This window comes from Glutamicibacter sp. 2E12 (assembly GCF_050030965.1).
Taxonomy (GTDB): Bacteria; Actinomycetota; Actinomycetes; order Actinomycetales; family Micrococcaceae; genus Glutamicibacter.
The window spans coordinates 400,273-419,244 of sequence record NZ_CP188297.1 but is presented as its reverse complement, the minus strand read 5'-3'; the positions used below and the strand labels follow the sequence as shown (position 1 = coordinate 419,244).

Below are 18,972 nucleotides of genomic sequence, written 5' to 3'. Positions count from 1 at the left end.
CTGGGGAGTTTATGCGACCGGGGAGCCGTTGAAGGCCTCGCGCAGCTTGAAATGCTGCAGCTTGCCGCTGGGATTTCGAGGCAGCTCGGTGACAAAGCGGATTTCCCGCGGGTACTTGTACGGGGCAATCGTGGCTTTGACGAAGTCCTGCAATTCCTTGGCCTTCGCCTCATCGGCTTCGGCGCCTTCGACCAGAACCACGAACGCGCAGACGATTGATCCGCGGTTCGGATCCGGGCGGGCGACCACCGCGTTTTCCAGCACATCGGGATGCTGGTCCAGGGCTTGCTCGACTTCCGGGCCGCCGATGTTATATCCGGAAGAGACGATCATGTTGTCGCTGCGCGCCTGGTAGGTGAAGAAACCGTCCTCGTCCCGGGAGAAGATGTCCCCGGTGATGTTCCAGCCGCTTTCGACGTAATTGCGCTGCCTCGGGTCATCGAGATAGCGGCAGCCGGTCGGCCCGATAACCGCCAGGCGCCCCGGCTCGTTGGCCGCGGCTTCGTTGCCCTCGGCATCCAGCACCGTGGCGCGGAAACCGGGAATGGCCTTGCCTGTGGTTCCCGGCTTGATGTCCTTGCCGGCGGCGGAGACGAACACGTGCAGCATTTCGGTGGAACCGATGCCGTTGACCAGTTCCAGCCCGGTTGCCTCCCTGACCTGGTGCCAGGTGTCGGCAGGCAGGTGCTCGCCGGCGGAGACCGCCACGCGCAGGGGCCTGAGCAGGTCGGCCTTGCCGTTCTTCAAGATGGCCCGGTAGGCGGTGGGGGCGGTGAACAGGATGGTTGCCCCGGCCGCGTGGGACTGCTCGGCCAATTGAACCGGGGTGGCGCGTTCGGTCAGCAGCGAGCTGGCGCCGAAGCGGAAGGGGAAGACCACTAGCCCGCCCAGTCCGAAGGTGAAAGCCAGCGGCGGGGAACCGGCGAAGACATCGTCCTTGGTGGGTTCCAGGATGTAGCGGGCAAAAGTGTCCGCATTGGCCAGGATGTCCCGGTGGAAATGCATGGTGATCTTAGGGACGCCAGTGGTTCCCGAAGTCGGTCCCAGCAATGCCACATCATCTGCGGCTGTGGCCACCGCGGTGAATTCGCCGGATTTGCCTGCTGCCTGCTGGGCCAGATCGTCGCGGGACGTGCCGCCGTAGCTGATGACCGGATAGCCGCCGCCGCTGGCCTTGAGCGCGTCCTCGGCGAAGCGGTGGTCGGTGATTAGCGCCACCGGGCCGGTCAGCGTGGCCAGCTTGGAGATTTCCGCAGCGCGCAGGGCAGCCATCGTGGTGACCACAACACCGCCGGCCTTGATCACTCCGAGCCAGCAAGCTACCAGCCATGCGTTGTTCGGACCGCGCAGCATTACCCGGTTGCCCGGCACCAAGCCATAGTCCTCGACCAGCACCTGGGCTACCTGGTTGGCCCGCTTGAGCAGCTGCCCGTAGCTCAGGCTGGTGCCATCCGGGGCCAGCAGCGCCGTGCGCTGGGCGCCGAACTTCTCGACGGACTGGTCGATCAGCACTTCGGCGGCATTGAGCCGGTCCGGGTACTGCAGCTCGGGCAAGGTGAATTCCAGCGTCGGCCACAATTCGGGGGATGGAAGATGGTCGCGGGTAAAGCTATCGACATGTGCAGAAGGTGAAAGTTCCATAAGGCAACTCCGTTGGCAGGTTCGGTGGGAAGTCCTAGTTGGCGTTCCGCCCGGGGCGGATCATTCCTTCTTGGGCTACGGTGGCCAGCAGCTTGCCATCGCGGGCATAGAAGCGCCCGATGGCCAGTCCGCGGTTGTCCTGGCTCGAAATGGCTTCCTGAGCGTAAAGCACCCAGTCGTCCATGCGCCCCTCGCGATGGAACCACATGGAATGGTCCAAGCTGGCGGTCACCAGGCCCTCATCGCCCCAGCTCAGCCCGAGGCCGCGCATGATCGGCTCCAGGATGGTGTAATCGCAGACATAGGCCAAGGCCGCCTTCTGAATCACCGCATCATCGGGCAACGGTGAGAAGGCTCGGATCCAGACCGCTTGGCTGCCGGACTTTTCGCGCTCGCCGGGAAGGTAGATGGCTTCGGGAACATGGCGCATGTCGAAGCTGCGGCCGCCGGCCCAGTACTTGGCGGCGTCGCCCTCCACGCCCTGCAGGGCCTCGGCGGCGCTGGCCAGGGACTGCGGATCCAGATCCAGCGAAGCGCCGGGGGCATCGAGCGCGAATTCGGCCCCGTCTTCCGGAACGTGGAAAGAGCCTAGCGCGCAGTAGACCGGCTTGCCGTTCTGGAAGGCGCGCACCTGGCGGGTGGAATAGCCGCGGCCATCGCGCAGGTGCTCCACCTCGTAGCGGACCGGCTGGTGCATATCCACTGGCCGCAGGAAGTAGGAGTGCATGGAGTGCAGGCTGCGGTCGGCACCCACCGACTTCATCAGCGAAAGGGCACCCTGGGCAACCATGTCGCCACCGTAGGCCTTGGGCCAGGGCACGTACTGAGGGATGGCGGTGAACGCCTGGTCGAAGACCTCCGCAGCGCATTCGGCCAGGTTGATGGCATCCAGGAAGACCTGGGCGGACAATGCTGTGGTGCTCATGCTCGGCGGTATCCTTCCAAGGTTTCGTCAGCGACATCAGCGAGATTGACCACGATATTCTCCGGGGTCCGGGCAGTGAGCCACACCAGCTCCTCGGTGACCGACATGTTGGCCTCGACATGGGGCATGAACGGTGGGACGAAGACCCAGTCGCCGGCCTTCATGTCGGCGTACTGCTCGTAGTTCTCGCCGTAGTAGATCCGGCCGTGTCCGCGCAGCACGTAGCCGCCGGTTTCCGCTTCACCATGGTGGTGGGGGAGGGAACGGTAGCCCGGGACATTGGAGACCTGGCCGAACCAGATCTTGGTGGCGGGCGTGTGCTGGATGCTGACGCCCGAGACGCGGATGCAGTCCCCGGACTGGGCGGTATTGGTGTCCTCGGATCCTGCTCGGGTGACTACGGGGACGACCTGGCCGTTTTCGGAGGCATAGATCGAATTGTCGCCTTCGGTGCGGTAGGTCATGGGTGTTTCGGTCATGGTGTGCTCCTTCATTTTCGATAGCGGGATATTGCTGCAGGTCATTGGGATAGGGCCGGGCTGTTGACCCGGAGCCGGAATCTGTTGGACAGGATGCCGATGCCCGGGATTTCGGTTTCGAGCCGGTCCCCGTCGGCGAGGAAACGCGGTGGGGCCATGCCCATGCCGACTCCGCCGGGGGTTCCGGTCAGCACGATGTCCCCGGCACGCAAGGTGGTGAATTCGGAAATGTAGCTGACCAGCCGCGCCGCGGAGAACACCAGCGTCGAGGTGTTTCCGCGTTGGACTTCCTGGCCGTTGATGCGGCAAATGACTTCCGCCCCGGCGACCGGGTCGATCTCATCTGCCGTGGCCAGCACGGGGCCTAGGGGAGTAGTGCCGTCGAAGGCCTTGCCCTGGAACCACTGCAAGGTCCGGCGCTGCCAGTCGCGCATCGAGATGTCGTTGGCTACTGTGTACCCGGCTATCGCGGCCTGGGCTTCCTCCAGGGATGCCGAAGATGCGTCTGATCCGAGCACCACTGCCAGTTCAGCTTCCCAATCCACATTGGATGAGGAAGCACTGCATATCTCGGCATCGGGATCAGCCAGGGTATCGGCGTACTTGGCGAACAGCGTGGGGTAATCAGGCAGTTCTCGTCCCATTTCCAGGATGTGATCACTGTAGTTCAGCCCGCAGCAGATCACCTTGGCCGGCGCTGGCAACGGGTTGAGTAGTCGTGCTTGATCCGAGGGGACGAGCTCGCTTAAGGCGCCGGATTCCAGGACCTTGGATGCGATGGCTTTCCAGTCCCGGTGCTTGAGGAACTCGTTGAGATCGCCAGCCGGCAGGGGCAAGTAGCCCCGCTCGGTCTGGATTGCGGCCAAGTTCTTCCCTCCGGCGCTGATCGTTGCGAGTTTCATGGGTGGGTTCCCCTTGTCGGTTGGGCGAAAATCTATGTGTCGACTTTTTTACCGCCGTCACGTAAACTCAATGTAGCACGCATCACAAAGATGGCGCTAGAGCCAATTGGGGCAAATTTCATGCACCCGGTACAAGGAGTAGGAAATGACTGAGACCAAGCTGCATCGCAACGAGACAATCAACCCGGCATCCATGGCGAAGCCCTCTGGCTATGCCCACGGGATCAAGGCGGGGGACACGGTCTACCTCGGCGGGCAGACCGCCCTGGACAAGGACATGAACATCGTGCCCGGCGGCATCGTGGAACAGTTCAAGCAGGCCTTCTCAAACGTGCTGACCACCTTGGTTGAAGCCGGCGGCCGCCCGGAGGATCTGACCAGCGTGACCATCTACCTCACCGATGTGGATGATTACATGGCCCATGGCAGGGAAATCGGGCGCCTGTGGCGGGAAATGGCCGGATCGGAATATCCTGCAATGGCAGGGATCGGGGTCAGCCGCCTGTGGCAGCAGGAAGCCTTGATCGAAATCCAGGGCGTTGCCGTCATCCAAGACCGCCGCTAGCCCCAAGACGCGGAACAGGGCTGCGAAACCAATTGGTTTCGCAGCCCTGTTTCTATCGGTCTAGGTGCAAGGATCAGCGTTGCTCGCCGATCACCCGCTGCACATGCCGGGAAGCCAGTGGGGACAGCAGCGTATGCAGGTCCATGAACAGAGCTTCGGCTTTCAGCGCGTGCCAATTCTCCGGGAGCAGCTCGGCCGGCAGCCCGGGATCGGAATAGGGGAAGCGGCGCCACTGGGTGAGCAGGATCAGGTGGTCCGCGAAGCCTTGGGCATCGACCTCCGGGCTATGCTGCGTGCCGGCGTGTTCCTTCCAGAATTCCAGCCGTCCCTGGTTCTCCTTCAGGAATTCGGAGTACATTGCCTCCAAGGTCCCTAGATCCCACCAGGAATCCAGGTTCTCGCGCAGCTGCGCGCCGCCGATGTGCTCGGCCAGGAAGAACTCGAAGTATTGGTCCAAGCCATGGCGCGCGAAGTAGGCCAGGGCCGGGTCCTTGGCGTGTTCCGGGGCTATCCAGAGTCCGGGGACCACCGAACCGAAGCCCATGCGCACCAGGGCGGAACGGATCTTGTGCCGGATGTTGCGCTGGGTTTCGGGGACCGTGAAGGTTGCCAACAGCCAGCGGTCTTCTGCCGTTGCGCGGCGTGGATGGAAAATCCGCTCGTCGCCTTCGGCGAAAGTGGTCAGCACAGATTCGGACAACGTATATCCGTTGCGACCGCGGACTTGCACGCTTTCGATGATGCCGCGCTTCTTCAACCGGGAAATCGAAGAACGAGTGCCCGCGGGCTCGACTCCCACATCCTGCATCAGGGAAATGATTGCTGCCACTTGCAGGGCACCGCCGTGCTGTCGGGCATGCATTCCGAAAAGCGAAACGATCAGCTGGTGGTGGCGGGGCATGGAGAGCTCTGCTGCACTGACGTGTGGTTTTGCCTGCGCTGTCATGGAACATTCTCCGTTCGAAACTGGTGTACCGATTCTAGTGCCAACCTTCGGTGGAAGGTCCCGACGGCAGCCTGCTACCCCAGGTGCTTGTCGTAGAACTCGCGCAGCTGGACGCTCTTCTGCTTGGCGATGTCATCCCATTCGTCGATCGACGCCGAATCATCCGCGTAATCGGAAGGGATCTTGAAGATCTGCAGCGGCACGTTGAAGCGCTGGCAAATGCTTGCGTAGGCGTAGCCCTCCATATCGACCAACGAGGCGCCCAAGGAGTTGATGTGGATACGCTGCTCGTCATTCGAGACGAACACATCGCCGGTAGCCATGGTGACCTGGAGATCAGGAAGAAGGATGGCACCGGTAGGATCCACATCTGCCGATGGCAGCGGGAAATCATGCTGGATCAGTTTGGTGATCTGGTAAATGGTGTCCAAGCTCGGGCGGTCTTCACCGGCATGGCCAACAACGCCAGCGGTGCCAAGCACGACGACGTTTTCGATGTTGCCTTCAGCAAGCGCGCCAGCCAAGGCTACCGACGCATTGACCTTGCCAACACCAGAAATCAGGTGCTCTACATCTGCAAAGGCTACGGCTTCGTCTGCATGCGCAAAGACGAGCAAGGACTTCTGGTCTGACATGAACTTCCCCTCTAAAGAAATCGGTTCGGGGATTGCTGCCCCGAAACGTCCTAAGAAGTCTATCGGTTACCTCCTGCGATAAGGTCTCGATTCGCCAGATGGTGAGCAGATAGACTTTGCATATGAGTGATATTGAACTTGCTGAAGTTGAAAGCTTTGCACTGGACCACACCAAGGTCAAGGCGCCGTATGTGCGCAAGATCGGGGTTGAGCACGGTCCCAAGGGAGATGCCATCTCCAATTACGACATCCGTTTAGTGCAGCCAAACCACGGTGAGATTCCAACGGCAGGTTTGCACACCATCGAGCACACCATGGCTGGTCTGCTGCGTACCCGCATCGATGGCCTGATCGATTTCTCCCCATTTGGCTGCCGCACCGGCTTCCATATGATCTTGTGGGGCGAGCCAACCCCCGAGGTCGTCGCCGCTGCCATCAAGAGCTCGCTGGAGGATATCGCGGAGAAGGTTACCTGGGAAGATGTTCCAGGAACCGAAGCCGTGAGCTGTGGCAACTACCGCGACCATTCCCTGCACTCGGCTCGCGAGTGGGCCAAGGTCGTCCTGGAGCAGGGCATCAGCCTTGATGCATTCGATCGTTCCAAGCTTGCCTAGGCTATAGCTTGAGATCTGGAAATCCCGCGTGTTCCATTTGGAACGTGCGGGATTTTCTTGTTTAGCCGTCCCTTCGCCACGTGGAAACGCTGGCCGTCAAAACGCAGATTCGCAGCGTCCCGTCGGCAGCAAGGACGCTATGCGCAAAGTTCGCTTCTTGGCCGCGGCACTAGGCGCCACGGCACCAGCAATCAGTGGATGCGTGAATTCCGATGCGGTGAACACTGTTTATCTTGCCGGCGCATCTAGCGACCCGGAGCTGCAGACCCCAGTGTGTGCTGACGCAGAGCAGCGCGGATATCTTGACGCAACGTAGTCCGCTGACCTAGCTGGAGCGTATTTGCGCAGGCCCGGTCCGATCGCGTAATTTCCCAGAATGTGATGGCTCCGTCACCACTGAGCTATTGCTTTCAAACCGCGGTTCTATGGGAGAATGAAAGACAGTGTACTTAGCTTGAAATGGCTATTCTCGACGACTTAAGGACGTATATTCGTGGCCATGATTCCATTGCCGTTGCATTCGGTGGAGACCACGCAGTTTTCTCCGATTGACCCGGCGGACCCGACGTTGGTCCACCGAGGCGAAGGCGGCTCTGAAGTCCGGCGCAGCATCCTGCCCGGTGGCGTACGAGTCCTGACAGAAGCGATGCCCGGACAGCGGTCCACCACAGTGGGCTTCTGGGTACCGGTCGGTTCCCGCGACGAGGAATCAGGGCACTTCGGCTCCACGCACTTCCTGGAGCACCTGCTGTTCAAGGGCACTGCCAAGCGCACTGCCTTGGAAATCGCCCAGTCCTTCGATGCCGTGGGCGGCGAATCAAACGCAGCCACCGCCAAGGAATCGACCTGCTATTACGCCCGCGTCCTGGACACGGAGCTGCCAATGGCCCTTGAGGTCATCGCCGACATGGTTACCTCTGCAGTTATCGACCCGCAGGAATTGGAACAGGAACGCGGGGTGATCATCGAAGAGCTGGCCATGGATGCAGATGACGCGATGGATGTCGCCCACGAGCGGTTCGTTGCCAATGTCTTGGGCGATCACCCATTGGGACGTCCCATTGGAGGAACTCCTGAAGAGATCATGGAGATCTCCCGCGAGGCAGTCATGGAGCACTATCGTGCGCACTACCGCCCAAGCGAGTTGATTGTTACTGCCGCCGGATCCCTGGAGCACGACAAGCTGTGCGAGCTGCTTCTCAAGGCGCTGACCGAAGCAGGCTGGGAACTGGACCCGATGGCTGTGCCAGAACCACGCCGCATGGGTGAACCAGCGCAGATCACTTCGAAGGCCGGGCTGGAAGTAATCAACCGTCCGGGCGAGCAAGCCAACATCATCATGGGATGCTCCGGCATCACCGGACATGATGACCGCCGTCAGGTTCTCGCAGTGCTGAACGCTGTTCTCGGCGGCGGCATGAGCTCAAGGTTGTTCCAGGAAATTCGCGAGAAGCGTGGACTGGTGTACTCGACCTACTCCTTCTCCGCCGCCTACACCGATGCCGGCTACTTTGGCATGTACGCGGGCTGCGCCCCGGCTAAGGCTGCTCAGGTTATCGGGCTGCTGGGGGCCGAGCTTGATCGGTTGGCCAAGGACGGCATCACCGAAACTGAATTGGCGCAGGCCAAGGGCCAGCTATCTGGTGGAACGGTGCTGGCACTGGAGGATCCAGGAAGCCGCATGTCCCGTTTGGGCCGGGCAGAAATGATTACCGGAGAATTCCAGGACATCGACGAAGCATTGTCTCGCGTCAATGCCGTCACGGCCCAGGAAGTTCAGGATCTGGCCCAGGAACTGGCCTCCAAGGATCGAGTGATCACCGTGGTGGGACCGTTTGAAAGTGAAGCCGACTTGGGCCTCTAGAGCTGGATGCCGTGCCCCTGGAATCGAATCTGAGGATTTCGATTCCAGGGGCATAGCCGTTTTCTCTGGGTCATGCCGCGGCATCTACTAGCGCTGCAAGCTCGGGCGCATGAGAGAAATTGAACCCATGTGCACCCTGATGCATGACGGTGAGCTTGGCTTGCGGTGTTCTTGCGACCAGGCGAAGACCGAACTCCGGTGGAGACAGCGGATCCCGGGTGCCGCACACGACATCAATCGGGCACTGGACCGTACGAAGCAATTCAACGGTGGAGTAGTCCAGCATCTGGGCGCAGCTTTTGGCCCACCATGGGACGCCGCAGCGCAAGTAATCGACGAGCAATATTGCCTTCACCGAGTTCAACTCGTGCGGGAAATCTTCAAAGAGCCGGCGGGCCTGCCTGAACAGCGTCGCTTCACGGTCGTTGACCGCAGGAGCTGCAATGACCAGGTGCTTGACCAGATCCGGCCACGCGCGAGCTAGCTCAATGGAAACCTGCGCGCCCATGGAATGCCCGAGGACGATAGCGTTCTCAACCTTCAGCTCGCGCAACGCCAATGCTACTTCGTGCGCGAAACGCGGTACGGTCACCGGGCGGCCATCATCCAGATTCTTGCCGTGGCCTGGAAGCTCGGGAACGATCACTCGATACTTCTTAGCCAAGATGTTGGCCAGCGGAGTGAAATAGCGGCTGGATGCTCCGAGCCCGTGAATCAGCACCACGTCAGGGCCATGGCCCGCGACACGAACCGAAAGCCTGGTCCTGAGGGATTCGGGCAATTGCCCAAAGTAATCGTGGCGCACGCCAGCCTTTCATCGTGCGAAAAGTGCGCACACACTATCGGTAGGGAAAATCGGCACGCTCACCTGAAATGGCGAGACAGGCAAAAAGGAATTAACCGCCCGCCCCGGTCGAATGCTGGGTAATAGCGGAACGAAGGTCTTCCGGGAAGAGCTCCTGCACGCCTTCCTCGTATTTGGAACCGTCATCTGGACGGCGCAGTTCCTGCCCGTCAATGCGGAACGGGAAGGCATCCGCCTGGGCAGCGGTGTCCGCCGAGTCCTGGCTATCGGGTGCGCAAGTAGCCCAGCCGTAGGTCGTGGAGTCCTCGATACGGAAAACCTCAACCTGGCAAGTCGGCGAATCGATGACCGTTCCCTGTTCTTGGACGACATCAGTAATAGTTGCTCGCTCGTCATCGGAGAGGGTAATCGGTTCATCGCCTGAACCGCAGGAAGTGATTGCAAAGGTCGCGACAAGCGTTGCGCCGATGCCGAAACCAAAGCGCTTAATTTTCTGACCCATGGCCCTGCTTACTACTTGGAGACTCCTGACACATATTTTTCCCCTATTTGCTAGGCAAAACAAGTTGGGCTGGCCGTAGGGAACAAGCAGAATCAAATATCTGGGAAATCGCCTCAGGGTATTCGCTGCAAAACTCGCGTGAGATCACGTAATCGTTGGCAAGGCAGGTGCCTGCAGGGCGATAGGCTTAAGCCCATGAGTGCACAGATCAAGGTGGCCGTGCTCGGCGCGGCCGGACGAATGGGCTCGGAAGCGGTCAAGGCCGTAACTGAGGCTGCAGACATGGAATTGGTAGCAAGCTTGGGAAGAGGCGACGATTTGTCGCAGATCCTTGAAGCCGGAGCAACGCACATTGTTGACCTTTCTGTGCCGGCATCCACCGAGGCCAATGTGCGTTTTGCCGTCGAGAACGGGCTTCATGCAGTGGTTGGCACCACTGGCTGGGATGATGATCGCCGCGCGAATTTGGAAGGGCTGCTGGGCAAGCATCCGCAGGCAGGTGTGCTGATTGCGCCCAACTTCGCCCTGGGCTCGGTGCTCGCCAGCGCTTTCGCGTCTACGGCCGCCAAGTACTTCGAATCCGTAGAGATCATTGAGCTGCACCACCCGAATAAGGTGGACGCGCCTAGCGGCACCGCGGTGCGTACCGCTGAACTGATCGCGAAGTCGCGTGAAGCCGCTGGAGTCCCCGCGAGCCCGGACGCCACCGAGACCCAGCTCGATGGCGCCCGTGGCGCAGTCGTCGATGGAATCAACGTTCATTCGGTACGCCTGCGCGGCCTCGTAGCCCACCAGGAAGTGCTCTTTGGCGGCCCGGGGGAGCAGTTCACCTTGCGCCATGATTCCTTCGACCGTGCCTCGTTCATGCCAGGCGTCCTCCTGGGCCTGCGTACTGTTGGCTCCCGCCCGGGCCTGACCTATGGCCTTGATGGCTTCCTGGAGCTGGGCCAGTGAAAACGAAACTTTGGGTAGGCGGCATTCTGCTGCTGTTCGCGCTGTACATTGGAATGACCTTCACCCAGGCGATCCGTCTGCTGAAAACCGGGGAACTGGTCGCGCAGGTCATGGGCATTGCAATCCTGGTTATTCCTGCACTGTGCGTCTGGATCCTCATTCGCGAGGTGCTCTTCGGGCTGCGCACTGAGAAAATGGGCAAGTCCTTGGCCGCCTCAGGTGAGCTGCCAGAGGATCTTCCCCGCATGCCGTCGGGACGTTTCCTCCGTTCGGCCGCCGACGCTGATTTCCCTATCCATCAGCAGGATGTGGAAGAGAACCCGGAATCATGGAAATCCTGGTACCGTCTGGCACTGGCGTATGAAGCCTGCGGTGACAAGCCGCGCGCCCGCAAATCCATGCGTACTGCGATCGAATTCTGGCGAGCAGACCAGAAGGTCAGCCAGTAATTGCATAAAACAGCATCATGATGATGGCCCGGACTCACGAGAGTCCGGGTCATCGCTCTAGAACTTGCCCTTCGTTTCGGGGGTGCTGTCGGCTCCGCTAAACACCCGGACGCCATATTCCAAAGGGCCAGAGGCCTTGCTGAAGCCAAGCCAAATTCCGAAGACGGCCGTCGTTGCACAGAGAACCCACCAAATGGCCATTGGGTCCAAGTGGTCTTTCAGCGCCGGCAGCAAGATGATGTGCCCTGCATACAAGGTCAGAGGGGCCCGGCCGGCGCCGGCCAGAATCCGGCCGAGCGCACCCAGCCGACCAATGATCAGCTGGAACAGGCCGATGATAGCGACAGCGCAGGCGGCGTTGTGCAGCGTTGAGAGCGAAGAATTGCTGTGACCGGTCGGCAGCCAGAGATAGGCTGGATTGTCCAGGAACGGATCCAGATTGGCGCCCGGCAAACGCCCGGTGGTGATCATTGTGGGAACGAGGGATAACTCCAGGCCCAGTTCACGGGCTATGAGCCCGGCATTTTGCATGCTCACCGAATGGCCCACCCATTGGGTTGCCGCCGCGATAATCGAACCGCCCAATGCAAGCAGGCTCGCAGTCCTCGTGCTGTGCAGGTTGCATCTTGCGATGGCTATTCCAAGAAGGCCGAAACCGAACCAGACCATCAATGGGTAGTATCCGGTGACCGTTAGATCCTTGAGGAGCAGTTGCGGGGTGAGAATGTCGCCGAAGCTCGGATTATGGCCCAGCGAGTCCGCAATCCAGTTGCTGGCCAGCGGTCGCCAAAGAACCGGCATAAGCAGCAGCCAAAGGGCCGAGACTACCCAAATGGTTATTCTCGACAGCTTCAGCGCCAGTGGAAGCAATAGAAACAGTAGCCCATAGTGGACAAGAATGACCGCGATGGCTTCATTTACTGACCCAATTGCCATTCCGAGCACGGCAATAATTAATGCTCTCAGCACAAGGACTGAGTAAACCTTAGGGTGGGAAAAGCCCTTTCGAGCCAAGGATTTCGAGAGCAGAACCAGGGATAAACCCGCGAGCACCATGAACAGGACAGATGCTCGGCCGGAGGCGAAAGTCCCGGTAAATGTTGGGGAGTAGGCGGGTGCGCCGCTGGTTTCATAGAGCGGGAAAACGTGCGCGGCGAACATCCCGAGGATGGCGGCAAGCCGTGCCGCGTCCACGCCCAGCAACCGCTGGGAACTACCCAAATCGTTCATGGAATCATCGCACCACGAATTGCGCGGGGGATGCCATTGCAACATGCGCGAGTGTAGATTTAATGCCATGGCTACAAGTGCAATTGATAATCAGGCATACCCGTTCGGTACCGTGCTGACCGCTATGGTCACACCCTTCGATGAAGCGGGTGAAGTCGATTACGCGATGGCTGCCAAACTGGCAACGAAGCTGGTTGATGATGGCTGCGACGGACTGGTCGTCACCGGCACCACCGGCGAGACCTCGACCCTGACCGATGAAGAGAACATCGAGATGTTCCGTACCGTCGCCGAGGCGGTGGGGGACCGTGCCGCAGTGCTGGCCGGTTCCACTACCAACGACACCCGCCACTCCATCAAGCTCTCGCTGGCTGCCAAGGAAGCGGGCGTAGACGGTGTGCTGTTGACCACCCCCTACTACAACAAGCCAAGCCAGGCCGGCGTCATCGCCCACGTCAAGGCCATCGCCGAAGCCGTTGAGCTGCCCATCATGCTCTACGACATCCCGGGACGCACCGGCATCGCGCTGGCACCCGAGACCATCATTGAACTGTCCAGGATTCCTCAGGTCATTGCATTGAAGGACGCCAAGGCGGATTACCAGTCCACCACCACCGTGCTGGCCACAACCGATCTGCACGTGTACTCCGGCGACGATGGGCTGACTTTGCCGCTGATGGCAGCAGGTGCTGTCGGCGTGGTTTCGGTCACCGCTCACGTTGCGGCCGCTAAGTACCGTACGCTTGTTAATGCAATGCATGCAGGAGATCTGGCGACTGCACGCACCACACACTTTGAGCTGGACGCGATCCAGCGCGGCATCATGGGCCACATTCAGGGCGCCGTGGCCGCAAAATATGGACTTCACTGGCAGGGTGTCCTGCCGAACACCGTCGTCCGACTGCCGCTGTTGGCACCGTCGGACGCAGAGCTCGATGCCATCCGCGCGGACCTACGTGAAGGTGGATGGGATCTGTAACGAAAGGGACTAACCACATATGACTGAGAGTTCAGTAGGCAAGGCTGACGCTGCGCGTATGCAGACTCCGGCGAAGCTGAAGAAGGGAACGATGCGAATTGTTCCCCTCGGCGGCTTGGGCGAGGTCGGCCGAAACATGACCGTTTTCGAACTCAACGGGAAACTGTTGATCATCGACTGCGGCGTGCTCTTCCCCGAGGAGCACCAGCCTGGCGTGGATCTGATCCTGCCAGACTTCTCCTACATCAAGGACCGCTTGGACGACGTGGTGGGCCTCGTGCTGACCCACGGCCACGAGGACCACATCGGTGCTGTTCCGTACCTGTTGCGCCTGCGCGAAGACATCCCTTTGTACGGGTCGAAGCTGACCCTGGCCTTCGTCGAAGCAAAGCTGGCAGAACACCGCATCAAGGCCAACACCAATATCGTGGTGGAGGGCGAGATCGCGCAGGTTGGCAACTTCGAATGCGAGTTCGTAGCTGTGAACCACTCGATCCCGGATGCCTTGGCAGTATTCCTGCGCACCGAAGCCGGTACCGTGCTGCACACCGGCGACTTCAAGATGGACCAGCTGCCACTTGACGGCCGCATCACCGACCTGCGCCACTTCGCGCGCCTGGGCGAGGAAGGCGTGGACTTGTTCCTGCCGGACTCCACCAACGCAGAAGTTCCGGGCTTCACCGTTGCCGAACGCGAAATCGGCCCGGTACTCGAGGCCAAGTTCGCGCGCGCCCGCCGCCGCATCATCGTCGCTTCGTTCTCCTCGCACGTCCACCGCGTGCAGCAGGTTCTGGACGCCGCAGCGGTGCACGGCCGCAAGGTGGCCTTCATCGGCCGCTCGATGGTGCGCAATATGGGCATCGCCGAACGCTTGGGCTACCTCGAAGTGCCACAGGGTGTCCTGGTCGACCTGAAGCAGATCGATTCGCTGCCAGACCACAAGGTCGTGCTGATGTCCACCGGTTCGCAGGGCGAGCCGATGGCTGCACTGTCCCGCATGGCCAACGGCGAGCACAAGGTCCAGATCAACCCGGGCGACACCGTCATCCTGGCCTCCAGCCTGATCCCGGGCAACGAGAACTCGGTCTTCCGCGTGATCAACGGCCTGATGCGCTTGGGTGCCGAGGTCATCCACAAGGGCATGGCCAAGGTCCACGTTTCCGGTCACGCATCGGCTGGCGAATTGCTCTACTGCTACAATATCCTGCGCCCGAAGAACGTGCTTCCGGTGCACGGCGAAACCCGCCACCTGATTGCCAACGGCCGCCTGGCCGCGCAGGCCGGTGTCCCGGAGGACAACGTGCTGCTGGCAGACGACGGCTCGGTCATCGACATGAAGGACGGCGTAGCAAAGCTCGTTGGCCAGGTCGAATGCGGCTACGTCTACGTTGACGGTTCCAAGGTCGGCACCATCACCGATGATGACCTGAAGGACCGCGTCACCCTGGGTGAAGAAGGCTTCATCTCGGTCATCACCGTCATCAACCGCCAGAACGGCACGATCATCTCCGGCCCGGACATCCACGCACGTGGTGTAGCCGAAGAGGACTCGGTCTTCAACGAGATCAAGCCGAAGATCGCAGCTGCGATTATGGAAGCGGTGGGCAACAACCCGAACCACTCCACGCACCAGCTGCAGCAGATCACGCGCCGCGTGATCGGCTCGTGGGTATCGCGCAAGCTGCGTCGCCGCCCAATGATCGTTCCTGTAGTGCTCGAAGCCTAGGCTTCCAAAAATATTGCCTCGAACCAATTAAGGTTCGAGGCAATATTTTTATGGGAAATCAAGCGCAAGGCATGCACCACAGCTCAAGCGTCAGCCAAAGAAGCCCAGGTATGCAGGACTTGGCGAGTCATCGAGCTCGATTGCCGGGGCGGGACTTTGCAGCAGGATTTGCCCTGTTTGCGCGTCTACTACGACGACCGAATCCCACTGGTCCATATCGATCTGCTCCAGCACCTCGCCGGTGCGGGCTTCCATGGACACTGAGCTGTCCCAATCACCGGATGGGGCGACGTCTTGCTGGCCAGCGAGTGCCGGTGATGAGAGTGCCAGGGCGCCAACGATTAAGGTTGCCGTCGCGATGCCAATTGTGCGTATGCGCAAGGTCTTCTCCCAATGCAGTAAAGATGATTTTCACTGACTCTACCGATGTTCCCGAAGGAAACCGGGAACCACCACGCAGCCTGAAACTGGCTATTTCCCGGACATCTGGTGCTGTCACAGCACTTTTAAGGCAGAATTGGGCTCAACGCCAGCTCAAGGAGACGGAATATGCCCGGGCATCACCCAATGGGTTGGATCGAAGCCGCTGTGGAGGAATGTGCATGATTGAGTTCGATAAAGTTTCCAAGCACTATCCGGATGGCACCGTTGCCGTCAAGGATTTCAGCCTGCAAATTCCGGCCCACCGCACCACTGTCTTCGTCGGTTCCTCAGGCTGCGGCAAGACAACATTGCTGCGGATGATCAACCGCATGGTTGATCCGAGCAGCGGTACGCTCCGTATCGACGGCGAGGACATCGCCAGCAAGCCGGCGGTGGGCCTGCGCCGCAGCATCGGCTACGTGATGCAGAACTCCGGCCTGCTGCCTCATTTCACTGTCGCACAGAACATTGCGACCGTGCCGCGGCTCATGGGTGAAACGAGCAAGGCATCACGAGCGCGTGCCTTGGAACTGATGGGCACGGTTGGGCTGGCCGGCTCCATGGCCGACAGGTATCCGCATCAGCTCTCTGGAGGCCAGCAGCAACGCGTTGGCGTGGCACGCGGGCTGGCCGCCGATCCGAACATCCTGCTCATGGACGAGCCCTTCGGCGCCGTGGACCCTATCGTTCGCGCCGAGCTGCAAGAAGAATTGCTTCGTCTCCAAAGAGAACTCGATAAGACCATAGTCTTTGTCACCCACGATATTGATGAAGCCTTCCTCCTGGGGGACCAGGTGGTAATTCTGGCGGCGGGCGCACAGAAGCTCCAGGTCGGCAGCCCCAGCGAGATCATTGAAAATCCAGCCAATGATTTTGTCGCCTCCTTCATTGGTGCGCAGCGTGGGGCACGGGCGCTGAGCTTGAAGCAGACGGAGCACGGAACCGTCCTGGTTGATGCGCAAGGCCGGACTCAAGGCAAGCTGGTCGAGGATGGGTCTGTCCAGTGAACTGGGTCCTGGAAAATCTCGGACTCATTGGTTCGCTATCGCTGGAGCACCTGCGCCAGTCCCTGATAGCAATCATTCTCGGATTCATCCTGTCGATTCCGCTGGGTTGGGTGGCCTGGCGCTACAAACTGGTGCGCGGCCCGGTCGTGAGCATCACCGGATTGCTCTACACGATCCCTTCGCTGGCTCTGCTGATGATCCTGCCCGTACTCACCGGGATGAGCGCGATCAGCGAAGCCAATCTCATTCTCGCCTTGGCGATCTATGCGATAGCGATCATGGTGCGCAGCGTGGTCGATGGGCTGAACTCGGTGGACCCGGCAACCAGGTCGGCCGCAACTGCCATGGGCTACGGATCGGCACGCCGCTTCTTCGCTGTCGACCTTCCCTTGGCCGGTCCCGTAGTTCTGGCTGGTCTGCGAGTGACAGCGGTCAGCACCATCTCGCTGGCAACCGTCGGCATCCTGGTCGGGGTAACCAACTTGGGCTACCTGTTCACCAACGGTCTGCAGCGTCGCATCATTGAAGAAGTCCTGGCGGGGATCATCGCGGTGGCAACGATCGCGTTGCTCGTTGACCTGTTGTTGCTCCTGGCCGGCCGTTGGCTGATGCCTTGGGCTGCAACGAGCACCAGGCAAAAACGAACTGCAGCGCAGCCATCCACGCAGAAGGTGTCCTCATGAATCTGATTTCCGATGCGCTGGCGTGGATCTTCGCTCCCGAGCAGTGGCAGGGCGATGGGGGACTGGCTAGCTTGCTGGGGCAGCACTTGCTGTTCACGGTGGCTGCTGTGCTGATTGCTAGCGCGATTGCCATCCCTGCGGGATGGGCCATTGGGCATACGGGGCGAGGAAGGGAATTGGCCGTCGGGCTGGCCGGCGTTGCGCGTGCGGTGCCATCCTTCGGACTGCTGATTCTGCTGGTGCTGCTTCTGGGGGTACTGCACAAGCCAGAAGCGGCCATGCTGACCTTCGTCGTGCTGGCAATTCCATCACTGCTGGCCGGAGCCTATACCGGCTTCGAAGCAATTGACCGCAAGACCATCGATGCTGCCCGGGCCATGGGGATGACCGAATGGCAGATCCTTGTCAAGGTCGAGATCCCACTGGGACTTGCGCTGCTCGTAGGCGGGATCCGCTCCGCAGTGCTACAAGTGGTCGCCACCGTTACTGTTGCCGCCTACGTGAATCTCGGCGGCCTGGGATTGCCCATCATCACCGGCCTGAACCTGCGGCGCTTCGACATGGTCCTGGGCGGCGCCTTGATGGTTGCCGCGCTGGCCTTGGTGCTGGATTTGGCATTTGCCATCGCCCAGAAAGCGGCTGTACCCCACGGGCTGGGCGTGCCCTCGAAGAAGAAGAAAACTTACCAAGATACCGATGACTCAATCACCCGCGAAAGGGAAATGTCATGAGAACCAAGAAGATATTGTCCACGAGTGCTCTCGTGCTGGCCGGAAGCCTCGCACTCGCTGGATGCTCCGGTGCGGATCCGTTGGCCACCGAAAGCGATGCCACCCGGGAGGGTGGGGAAGCGATCGTTGTCGGTTCGCAGGCCTACTATTCCAATGAAATCGTTGCTGAGATCTATGCCCAGGCGCTTGAGGGAGCCGGCATGGAGGTGGAACGGAAATTCAGCATCGGGCAGCGCGATGCCTACATGCCCCAGCTGGAAGACGGCAGTATTGATGTCTTCCCTGAATACACCGGCAACCTGCTGCAGTTCTACAAGGAAGACACCGAAGCACGCTCCGCCGATGAGGTGTACAGCGAGCTGAAGGAATCCTTGCCGGATTCGCTGGCCGTGCTCGAAGCCGCGCCAGCTTCGGATCAGGACTCCTACACGGTGACCAAGGAATTCGCTGAAGCCAATAAGCTTGCGAGCATCGAGGATTTGGCCGGCATTTCCGAACCCTTGACCGTGGGCGGCCCGCCTGAATTGGCGCAACGCCCCTATGGACCCAAGGGCTTGGAGAGCGCATATGGCGTCAAGGCCGAATTCTCGGCAACTGGCGACACGACCGTTGAAGACCTGGCCGCCGGCACGGTGAATGTCGCCAACGTCTTTACCGCGGATCCGCGGATCCAGACGGAGGACTTGGTAGTCCTTGAAGACCCGAAGTCGCTATTCCTGGCATCGAATGTGGTGCCATTGGTGGCCGCTGATCAATCCGGGGAATTGGCAGAAGTCCTGAATCCGGTCAGCGAAAAACTGACAGCGCAGGTTCTGGTGGACCTCAACGTGCAGAGCACCGTGGACAAGAAGTCTGCCGCCGACATCGCTTCGGCATGGCTGACTTCCGAGGGGCTGTAGCCCGGCAAGCCAG

General features: G+C 60.4%; 22 protein-coding genes. 12 read left to right on the top strand and 10 right to left on the bottom strand.

Annotation, left to right across the window (positions count from 1 at the left end; all coding sequences use genetic code 11):
- Positions 1 to 9 precede the first annotated feature (9 nt).
- Genes ACP3TE_RS01945 through ACP3TE_RS01930 form a run of 4 tightly spaced genes read right to left on the bottom strand, consistent with a single transcriptional unit; the run spans position 10 to position 3,947 of the window.
- Complete coding sequence (locus ACP3TE_RS01945) at positions 10 to 1,641, bottom strand: AMP-binding protein (RefSeq protein WP_426735052.1); 1,632 nt, start codon at positions 1,639 to 1,641, stop codon at positions 10 to 12.
- Between the two features lie 34 nt (positions 1,642 to 1,675).
- Positions 1,676 to 2,566: an acyl-CoA thioesterase gene (locus ACP3TE_RS01940; protein WP_426735050.1), complete on the bottom strand. Its 891-nt coding sequence runs from the start codon at positions 2,564 to 2,566 to the stop codon at positions 1,676 to 1,678.
- Positions 2,563 to 3,045 carry a cupin domain-containing protein gene (locus tag ACP3TE_RS01935; protein WP_332499025.1) on the bottom strand — a complete coding sequence of 161 codons (483 nt, stop codon included), beginning with the start codon at positions 3,043 to 3,045 and terminating at the stop codon, positions 2,563 to 2,565. The genes ACP3TE_RS01940 and ACP3TE_RS01935 overlap by 4 nt, the downstream gene beginning before the upstream one ends.
- A gap of 41 nt (positions 3,046 to 3,086) precedes the next feature.
- Positions 3,087 to 3,947, bottom strand: coding sequence for a fumarylacetoacetate hydrolase family protein (locus ACP3TE_RS01930; RefSeq protein WP_426735047.1), 861 nt, complete (start codon positions 3,945 to 3,947; stop codon positions 3,087 to 3,089).
- A gap of 145 nt (positions 3,948 to 4,092) precedes the next feature.
- Here ACP3TE_RS01930 and ACP3TE_RS01925 point away from each other — a divergent pair, with 145 nt between their 5' ends.
- On the top strand, positions 4,093 to 4,512 hold the full coding sequence (locus ACP3TE_RS01925) for a RidA family protein (RefSeq protein WP_426735045.1): 420 nt from the start codon (positions 4,093 to 4,095) through the stop codon (positions 4,510 to 4,512).
- Positions 4,513 to 4,585: 73 nt separating this feature from the next.
- Here the strand turns inward: ACP3TE_RS01925 and ACP3TE_RS01920 are convergent, their stop codons facing one another.
- Together ACP3TE_RS01920 and ACP3TE_RS01915 are read right to left on the bottom strand one after the other, a co-directional pair.
- The gene (locus ACP3TE_RS01920; protein WP_426735043.1) at positions 4,586 to 5,458 is read right to left on the bottom strand and encodes a PaaX family transcriptional regulator; all 873 of its coding nucleotides are present in this window, start codon (positions 5,456 to 5,458) and stop codon (positions 4,586 to 4,588) included.
- Between the two features lie 74 nt (positions 5,459 to 5,532).
- Entirely contained in the window at positions 5,533 to 6,093 is a 561-nt protein-coding gene (locus ACP3TE_RS01915) for a purine-nucleoside phosphorylase (protein WP_426735041.1), read from the bottom strand.
- Between the two features lie 122 nt (positions 6,094 to 6,215).
- On the opposite strand from ACP3TE_RS01915, the gene ACP3TE_RS01910 reads away from it, so the two are divergent.
- The 3 genes from ACP3TE_RS01910 (at position 6,216) to ACP3TE_RS01900 (ending at position 8,571) form a co-directional block, all read left to right on the top strand.
- Entirely contained in the window at positions 6,216 to 6,707 is a 492-nt protein-coding gene (locus tag ACP3TE_RS01910; RefSeq protein WP_105661860.1) for an S-ribosylhomocysteine lyase, read from the top strand.
- Between the two features lie 139 nt (positions 6,708 to 6,846).
- Complete coding sequence (locus ACP3TE_RS01905; RefSeq protein ID WP_426735039.1) at positions 6,847 to 7,023, top strand: hypothetical protein; 177 nt, start codon at positions 6,847 to 6,849, stop codon at positions 7,021 to 7,023.
- 177 nt (positions 7,024 to 7,200) lie between these two features.
- Positions 7,201 to 8,571, top strand: a complete 1,371-nt coding sequence (locus ACP3TE_RS01900; RefSeq protein WP_332487865.1) for a M16 family metallopeptidase — start codon at positions 7,201 to 7,203, stop codon at positions 8,569 to 8,571.
- Positions 8,572 to 8,641: 70 nt separating this feature from the next.
- Here ACP3TE_RS01900 and ACP3TE_RS01895 read toward each other — a convergent pair whose 3' ends face one another.
- Together ACP3TE_RS01895 and ACP3TE_RS01890 are read right to left on the bottom strand one after the other, a co-directional pair.
- Positions 8,642 to 9,376 carry an alpha/beta fold hydrolase gene (locus tag ACP3TE_RS01895; RefSeq protein ID WP_426735038.1) on the bottom strand — a complete coding sequence of 245 codons (735 nt, stop codon included), beginning with the start codon at positions 9,374 to 9,376 and terminating at the stop codon, positions 8,642 to 8,644.
- A 91-nt stretch (positions 9,377 to 9,467) separates the two neighbouring features.
- Positions 9,468 to 9,878: a hypothetical protein gene (locus tag ACP3TE_RS01890; RefSeq protein WP_105658192.1), complete on the bottom strand. Its 411-nt coding sequence runs from the start codon at positions 9,876 to 9,878 to the stop codon at positions 9,468 to 9,470.
- Between the two features lie 195 nt (positions 9,879 to 10,073).
- On the opposite strand from ACP3TE_RS01890, the gene dapB reads away from it, so the two are divergent.
- Positions 10,074 to 10,832, top strand: a complete 759-nt coding sequence (dapB, locus tag ACP3TE_RS01885) for a 4-hydroxy-tetrahydrodipicolinate reductase (RefSeq protein WP_426735036.1) — start codon at positions 10,074 to 10,076, stop codon at positions 10,830 to 10,832.
- Complete coding sequence (locus tag ACP3TE_RS01880) at positions 10,829 to 11,281, top strand: tetratricopeptide repeat protein (protein ID WP_133832973.1); 453 nt, start codon at positions 10,829 to 10,831, stop codon at positions 11,279 to 11,281. Before dapB ends, ACP3TE_RS01880 begins: the two co-directional genes overlap by 4 nt.
- A 57-nt stretch (positions 11,282 to 11,338) precedes the next feature.
- On the opposite strand, the gene ACP3TE_RS01875 is transcribed toward ACP3TE_RS01880, so the two are convergent.
- The gene (locus ACP3TE_RS01875) at positions 11,339 to 12,511 is read right to left on the bottom strand and encodes a heparan-alpha-glucosaminide N-acetyltransferase domain-containing protein (RefSeq protein ID WP_426735033.1); all 1,173 of its coding nucleotides are present in this window, start codon (positions 12,509 to 12,511) and stop codon (positions 11,339 to 11,341) included.
- Between the two features lie 67 nt (positions 12,512 to 12,578).
- On the opposite strand from ACP3TE_RS01875, the gene dapA reads away from it, so the two are divergent.
- Positions 12,579 to 13,490, top strand: coding sequence for a 4-hydroxy-tetrahydrodipicolinate synthase (gene dapA, locus ACP3TE_RS01870; RefSeq protein ID WP_400342829.1), 912 nt, complete (start codon positions 12,579 to 12,581; stop codon positions 13,488 to 13,490).
- A gap of 19 nt (positions 13,491 to 13,509) precedes the next feature.
- Complete coding sequence (locus ACP3TE_RS01865; protein ID WP_105658187.1) at positions 13,510 to 15,216, top strand: ribonuclease J; 1,707 nt, start codon at positions 13,510 to 13,512, stop codon at positions 15,214 to 15,216.
- A gap of 90 nt (positions 15,217 to 15,306) precedes the next feature.
- Here ACP3TE_RS01865 and ACP3TE_RS01860 read toward each other — a convergent pair whose 3' ends face one another.
- On the bottom strand, positions 15,307 to 15,597 hold the full coding sequence (locus ACP3TE_RS01860) for a hypothetical protein (RefSeq protein ID WP_426735031.1): 291 nt from the start codon (positions 15,595 to 15,597) through the stop codon (positions 15,307 to 15,309).
- 221 nt (positions 15,598 to 15,818) lie between these two features.
- Between ACP3TE_RS01860 and ACP3TE_RS01855 the strand changes: the two genes are divergently transcribed.
- From ACP3TE_RS01855 to ACP3TE_RS01840, 4 genes are read left to right on the top strand one after another with little or no spacing between them, the layout of a single operon-like run.
- Complete coding sequence (locus ACP3TE_RS01855; protein WP_332504421.1) at positions 15,819 to 16,646, top strand: ABC transporter ATP-binding protein; 828 nt, start codon at positions 15,819 to 15,821, stop codon at positions 16,644 to 16,646.
- On the top strand, positions 16,643 to 17,329 hold the full coding sequence (locus tag ACP3TE_RS01850; protein ID WP_426735029.1) for an ABC transporter permease: 687 nt from the start codon (positions 16,643 to 16,645) through the stop codon (positions 17,327 to 17,329). The genes ACP3TE_RS01855 and ACP3TE_RS01850 overlap by 4 nt, the downstream gene beginning before the upstream one ends.
- Positions 17,326 to 18,060 carry an ABC transporter permease gene (locus ACP3TE_RS01845; RefSeq protein ID WP_426735027.1) on the top strand — a complete coding sequence of 245 codons (735 nt, stop codon included), beginning with the start codon at positions 17,326 to 17,328 and terminating at the stop codon, positions 18,058 to 18,060. The genes ACP3TE_RS01850 and ACP3TE_RS01845 overlap by 4 nt, the downstream gene beginning before the upstream one ends.
- A complete protein-coding gene (locus ACP3TE_RS01840; RefSeq protein ID WP_400290449.1) occupies positions 18,057 to 18,959 on the top strand; it encodes an ABC transporter substrate-binding protein in 903 nt (300 codons plus the stop codon). Before ACP3TE_RS01845 ends, ACP3TE_RS01840 begins: the two co-directional genes overlap by 4 nt.
- Positions 18,960 to 18,972: the final 13 nt, after the last annotated feature.

Coding starts and splice junctions, on each gene's coding strand:
- ACP3TE_RS01920 (WP_426735043.1), bottom strand. CDS start 5,458: ATGACAGCGCAGGCAAAACCACACGTCAGTGCAGCAGAGCTCTCCATG.
- ACP3TE_RS01940 (WP_426735050.1), bottom strand. CDS start 2,566: ATGAGCACCACAGCATTGTCCGCCCAGGTCTTCCTGGATGCCATCAAC.
- ACP3TE_RS01945 (WP_426735052.1), bottom strand. CDS start 1,641: ATGGAACTTTCACCTTCTGCACATGTCGATAGCTTTACCCGCGACCAT.
- ACP3TE_RS01890 (WP_105658192.1), bottom strand. CDS start 9,878: ATGGGTCAGAAAATTAAGCGCTTTGGTTTCGGCATCGGCGCAACGCTT.
- ACP3TE_RS01865 (WP_105658187.1), top strand. CDS start 13,510: ATGACTGAGAGTTCAGTAGGCAAGGCTGACGCTGCGCGTATGCAGACT.
- ACP3TE_RS01840 (WP_400290449.1), top strand. CDS start 18,057: ATGAGAACCAAGAAGATATTGTCCACGAGTGCTCTCGTGCTGGCCGGA.
- ACP3TE_RS01845 (WP_426735027.1), top strand. CDS start 17,326: ATGAATCTGATTTCCGATGCGCTGGCGTGGATCTTCGCTCCCGAGCAG.
- dapA (WP_400342829.1), top strand. CDS start 12,579: ATGGCTACAAGTGCAATTGATAATCAGGCATACCCGTTCGGTACCGTG.
- dapB (WP_426735036.1), top strand. CDS start 10,074: ATGAGTGCACAGATCAAGGTGGCCGTGCTCGGCGCGGCCGGACGAATG.
- ACP3TE_RS01915 (WP_426735041.1), bottom strand. CDS start 6,093: ATGTCAGACCAGAAGTCCTTGCTCGTCTTTGCGCATGCAGACGAAGCC.
- ACP3TE_RS01855 (WP_332504421.1), top strand. CDS start 15,819: ATGATTGAGTTCGATAAAGTTTCCAAGCACTATCCGGATGGCACCGTT.
- ACP3TE_RS01910 (WP_105661860.1), top strand. CDS start 6,216: ATGAGTGATATTGAACTTGCTGAAGTTGAAAGCTTTGCACTGGACCAC.
- ACP3TE_RS01925 (WP_426735045.1), top strand. CDS start 4,093: ATGACTGAGACCAAGCTGCATCGCAACGAGACAATCAACCCGGCATCC.
- ACP3TE_RS01930 (WP_426735047.1), bottom strand. CDS start 3,947: ATGAAACTCGCAACGATCAGCGCCGGAGGGAAGAACTTGGCCGCAATC.
- ACP3TE_RS01905 (WP_426735039.1), top strand. CDS start 6,847: ATGCGCAAAGTTCGCTTCTTGGCCGCGGCACTAGGCGCCACGGCACCA.
- ACP3TE_RS01875 (WP_426735033.1), bottom strand. CDS start 12,511: ATGAACGATTTGGGTAGTTCCCAGCGGTTGCTGGGCGTGGACGCGGCA.
- ACP3TE_RS01935 (WP_332499025.1), bottom strand. CDS start 3,045: ATGACCGAAACACCCATGACCTACCGCACCGAAGGCGACAATTCGATC.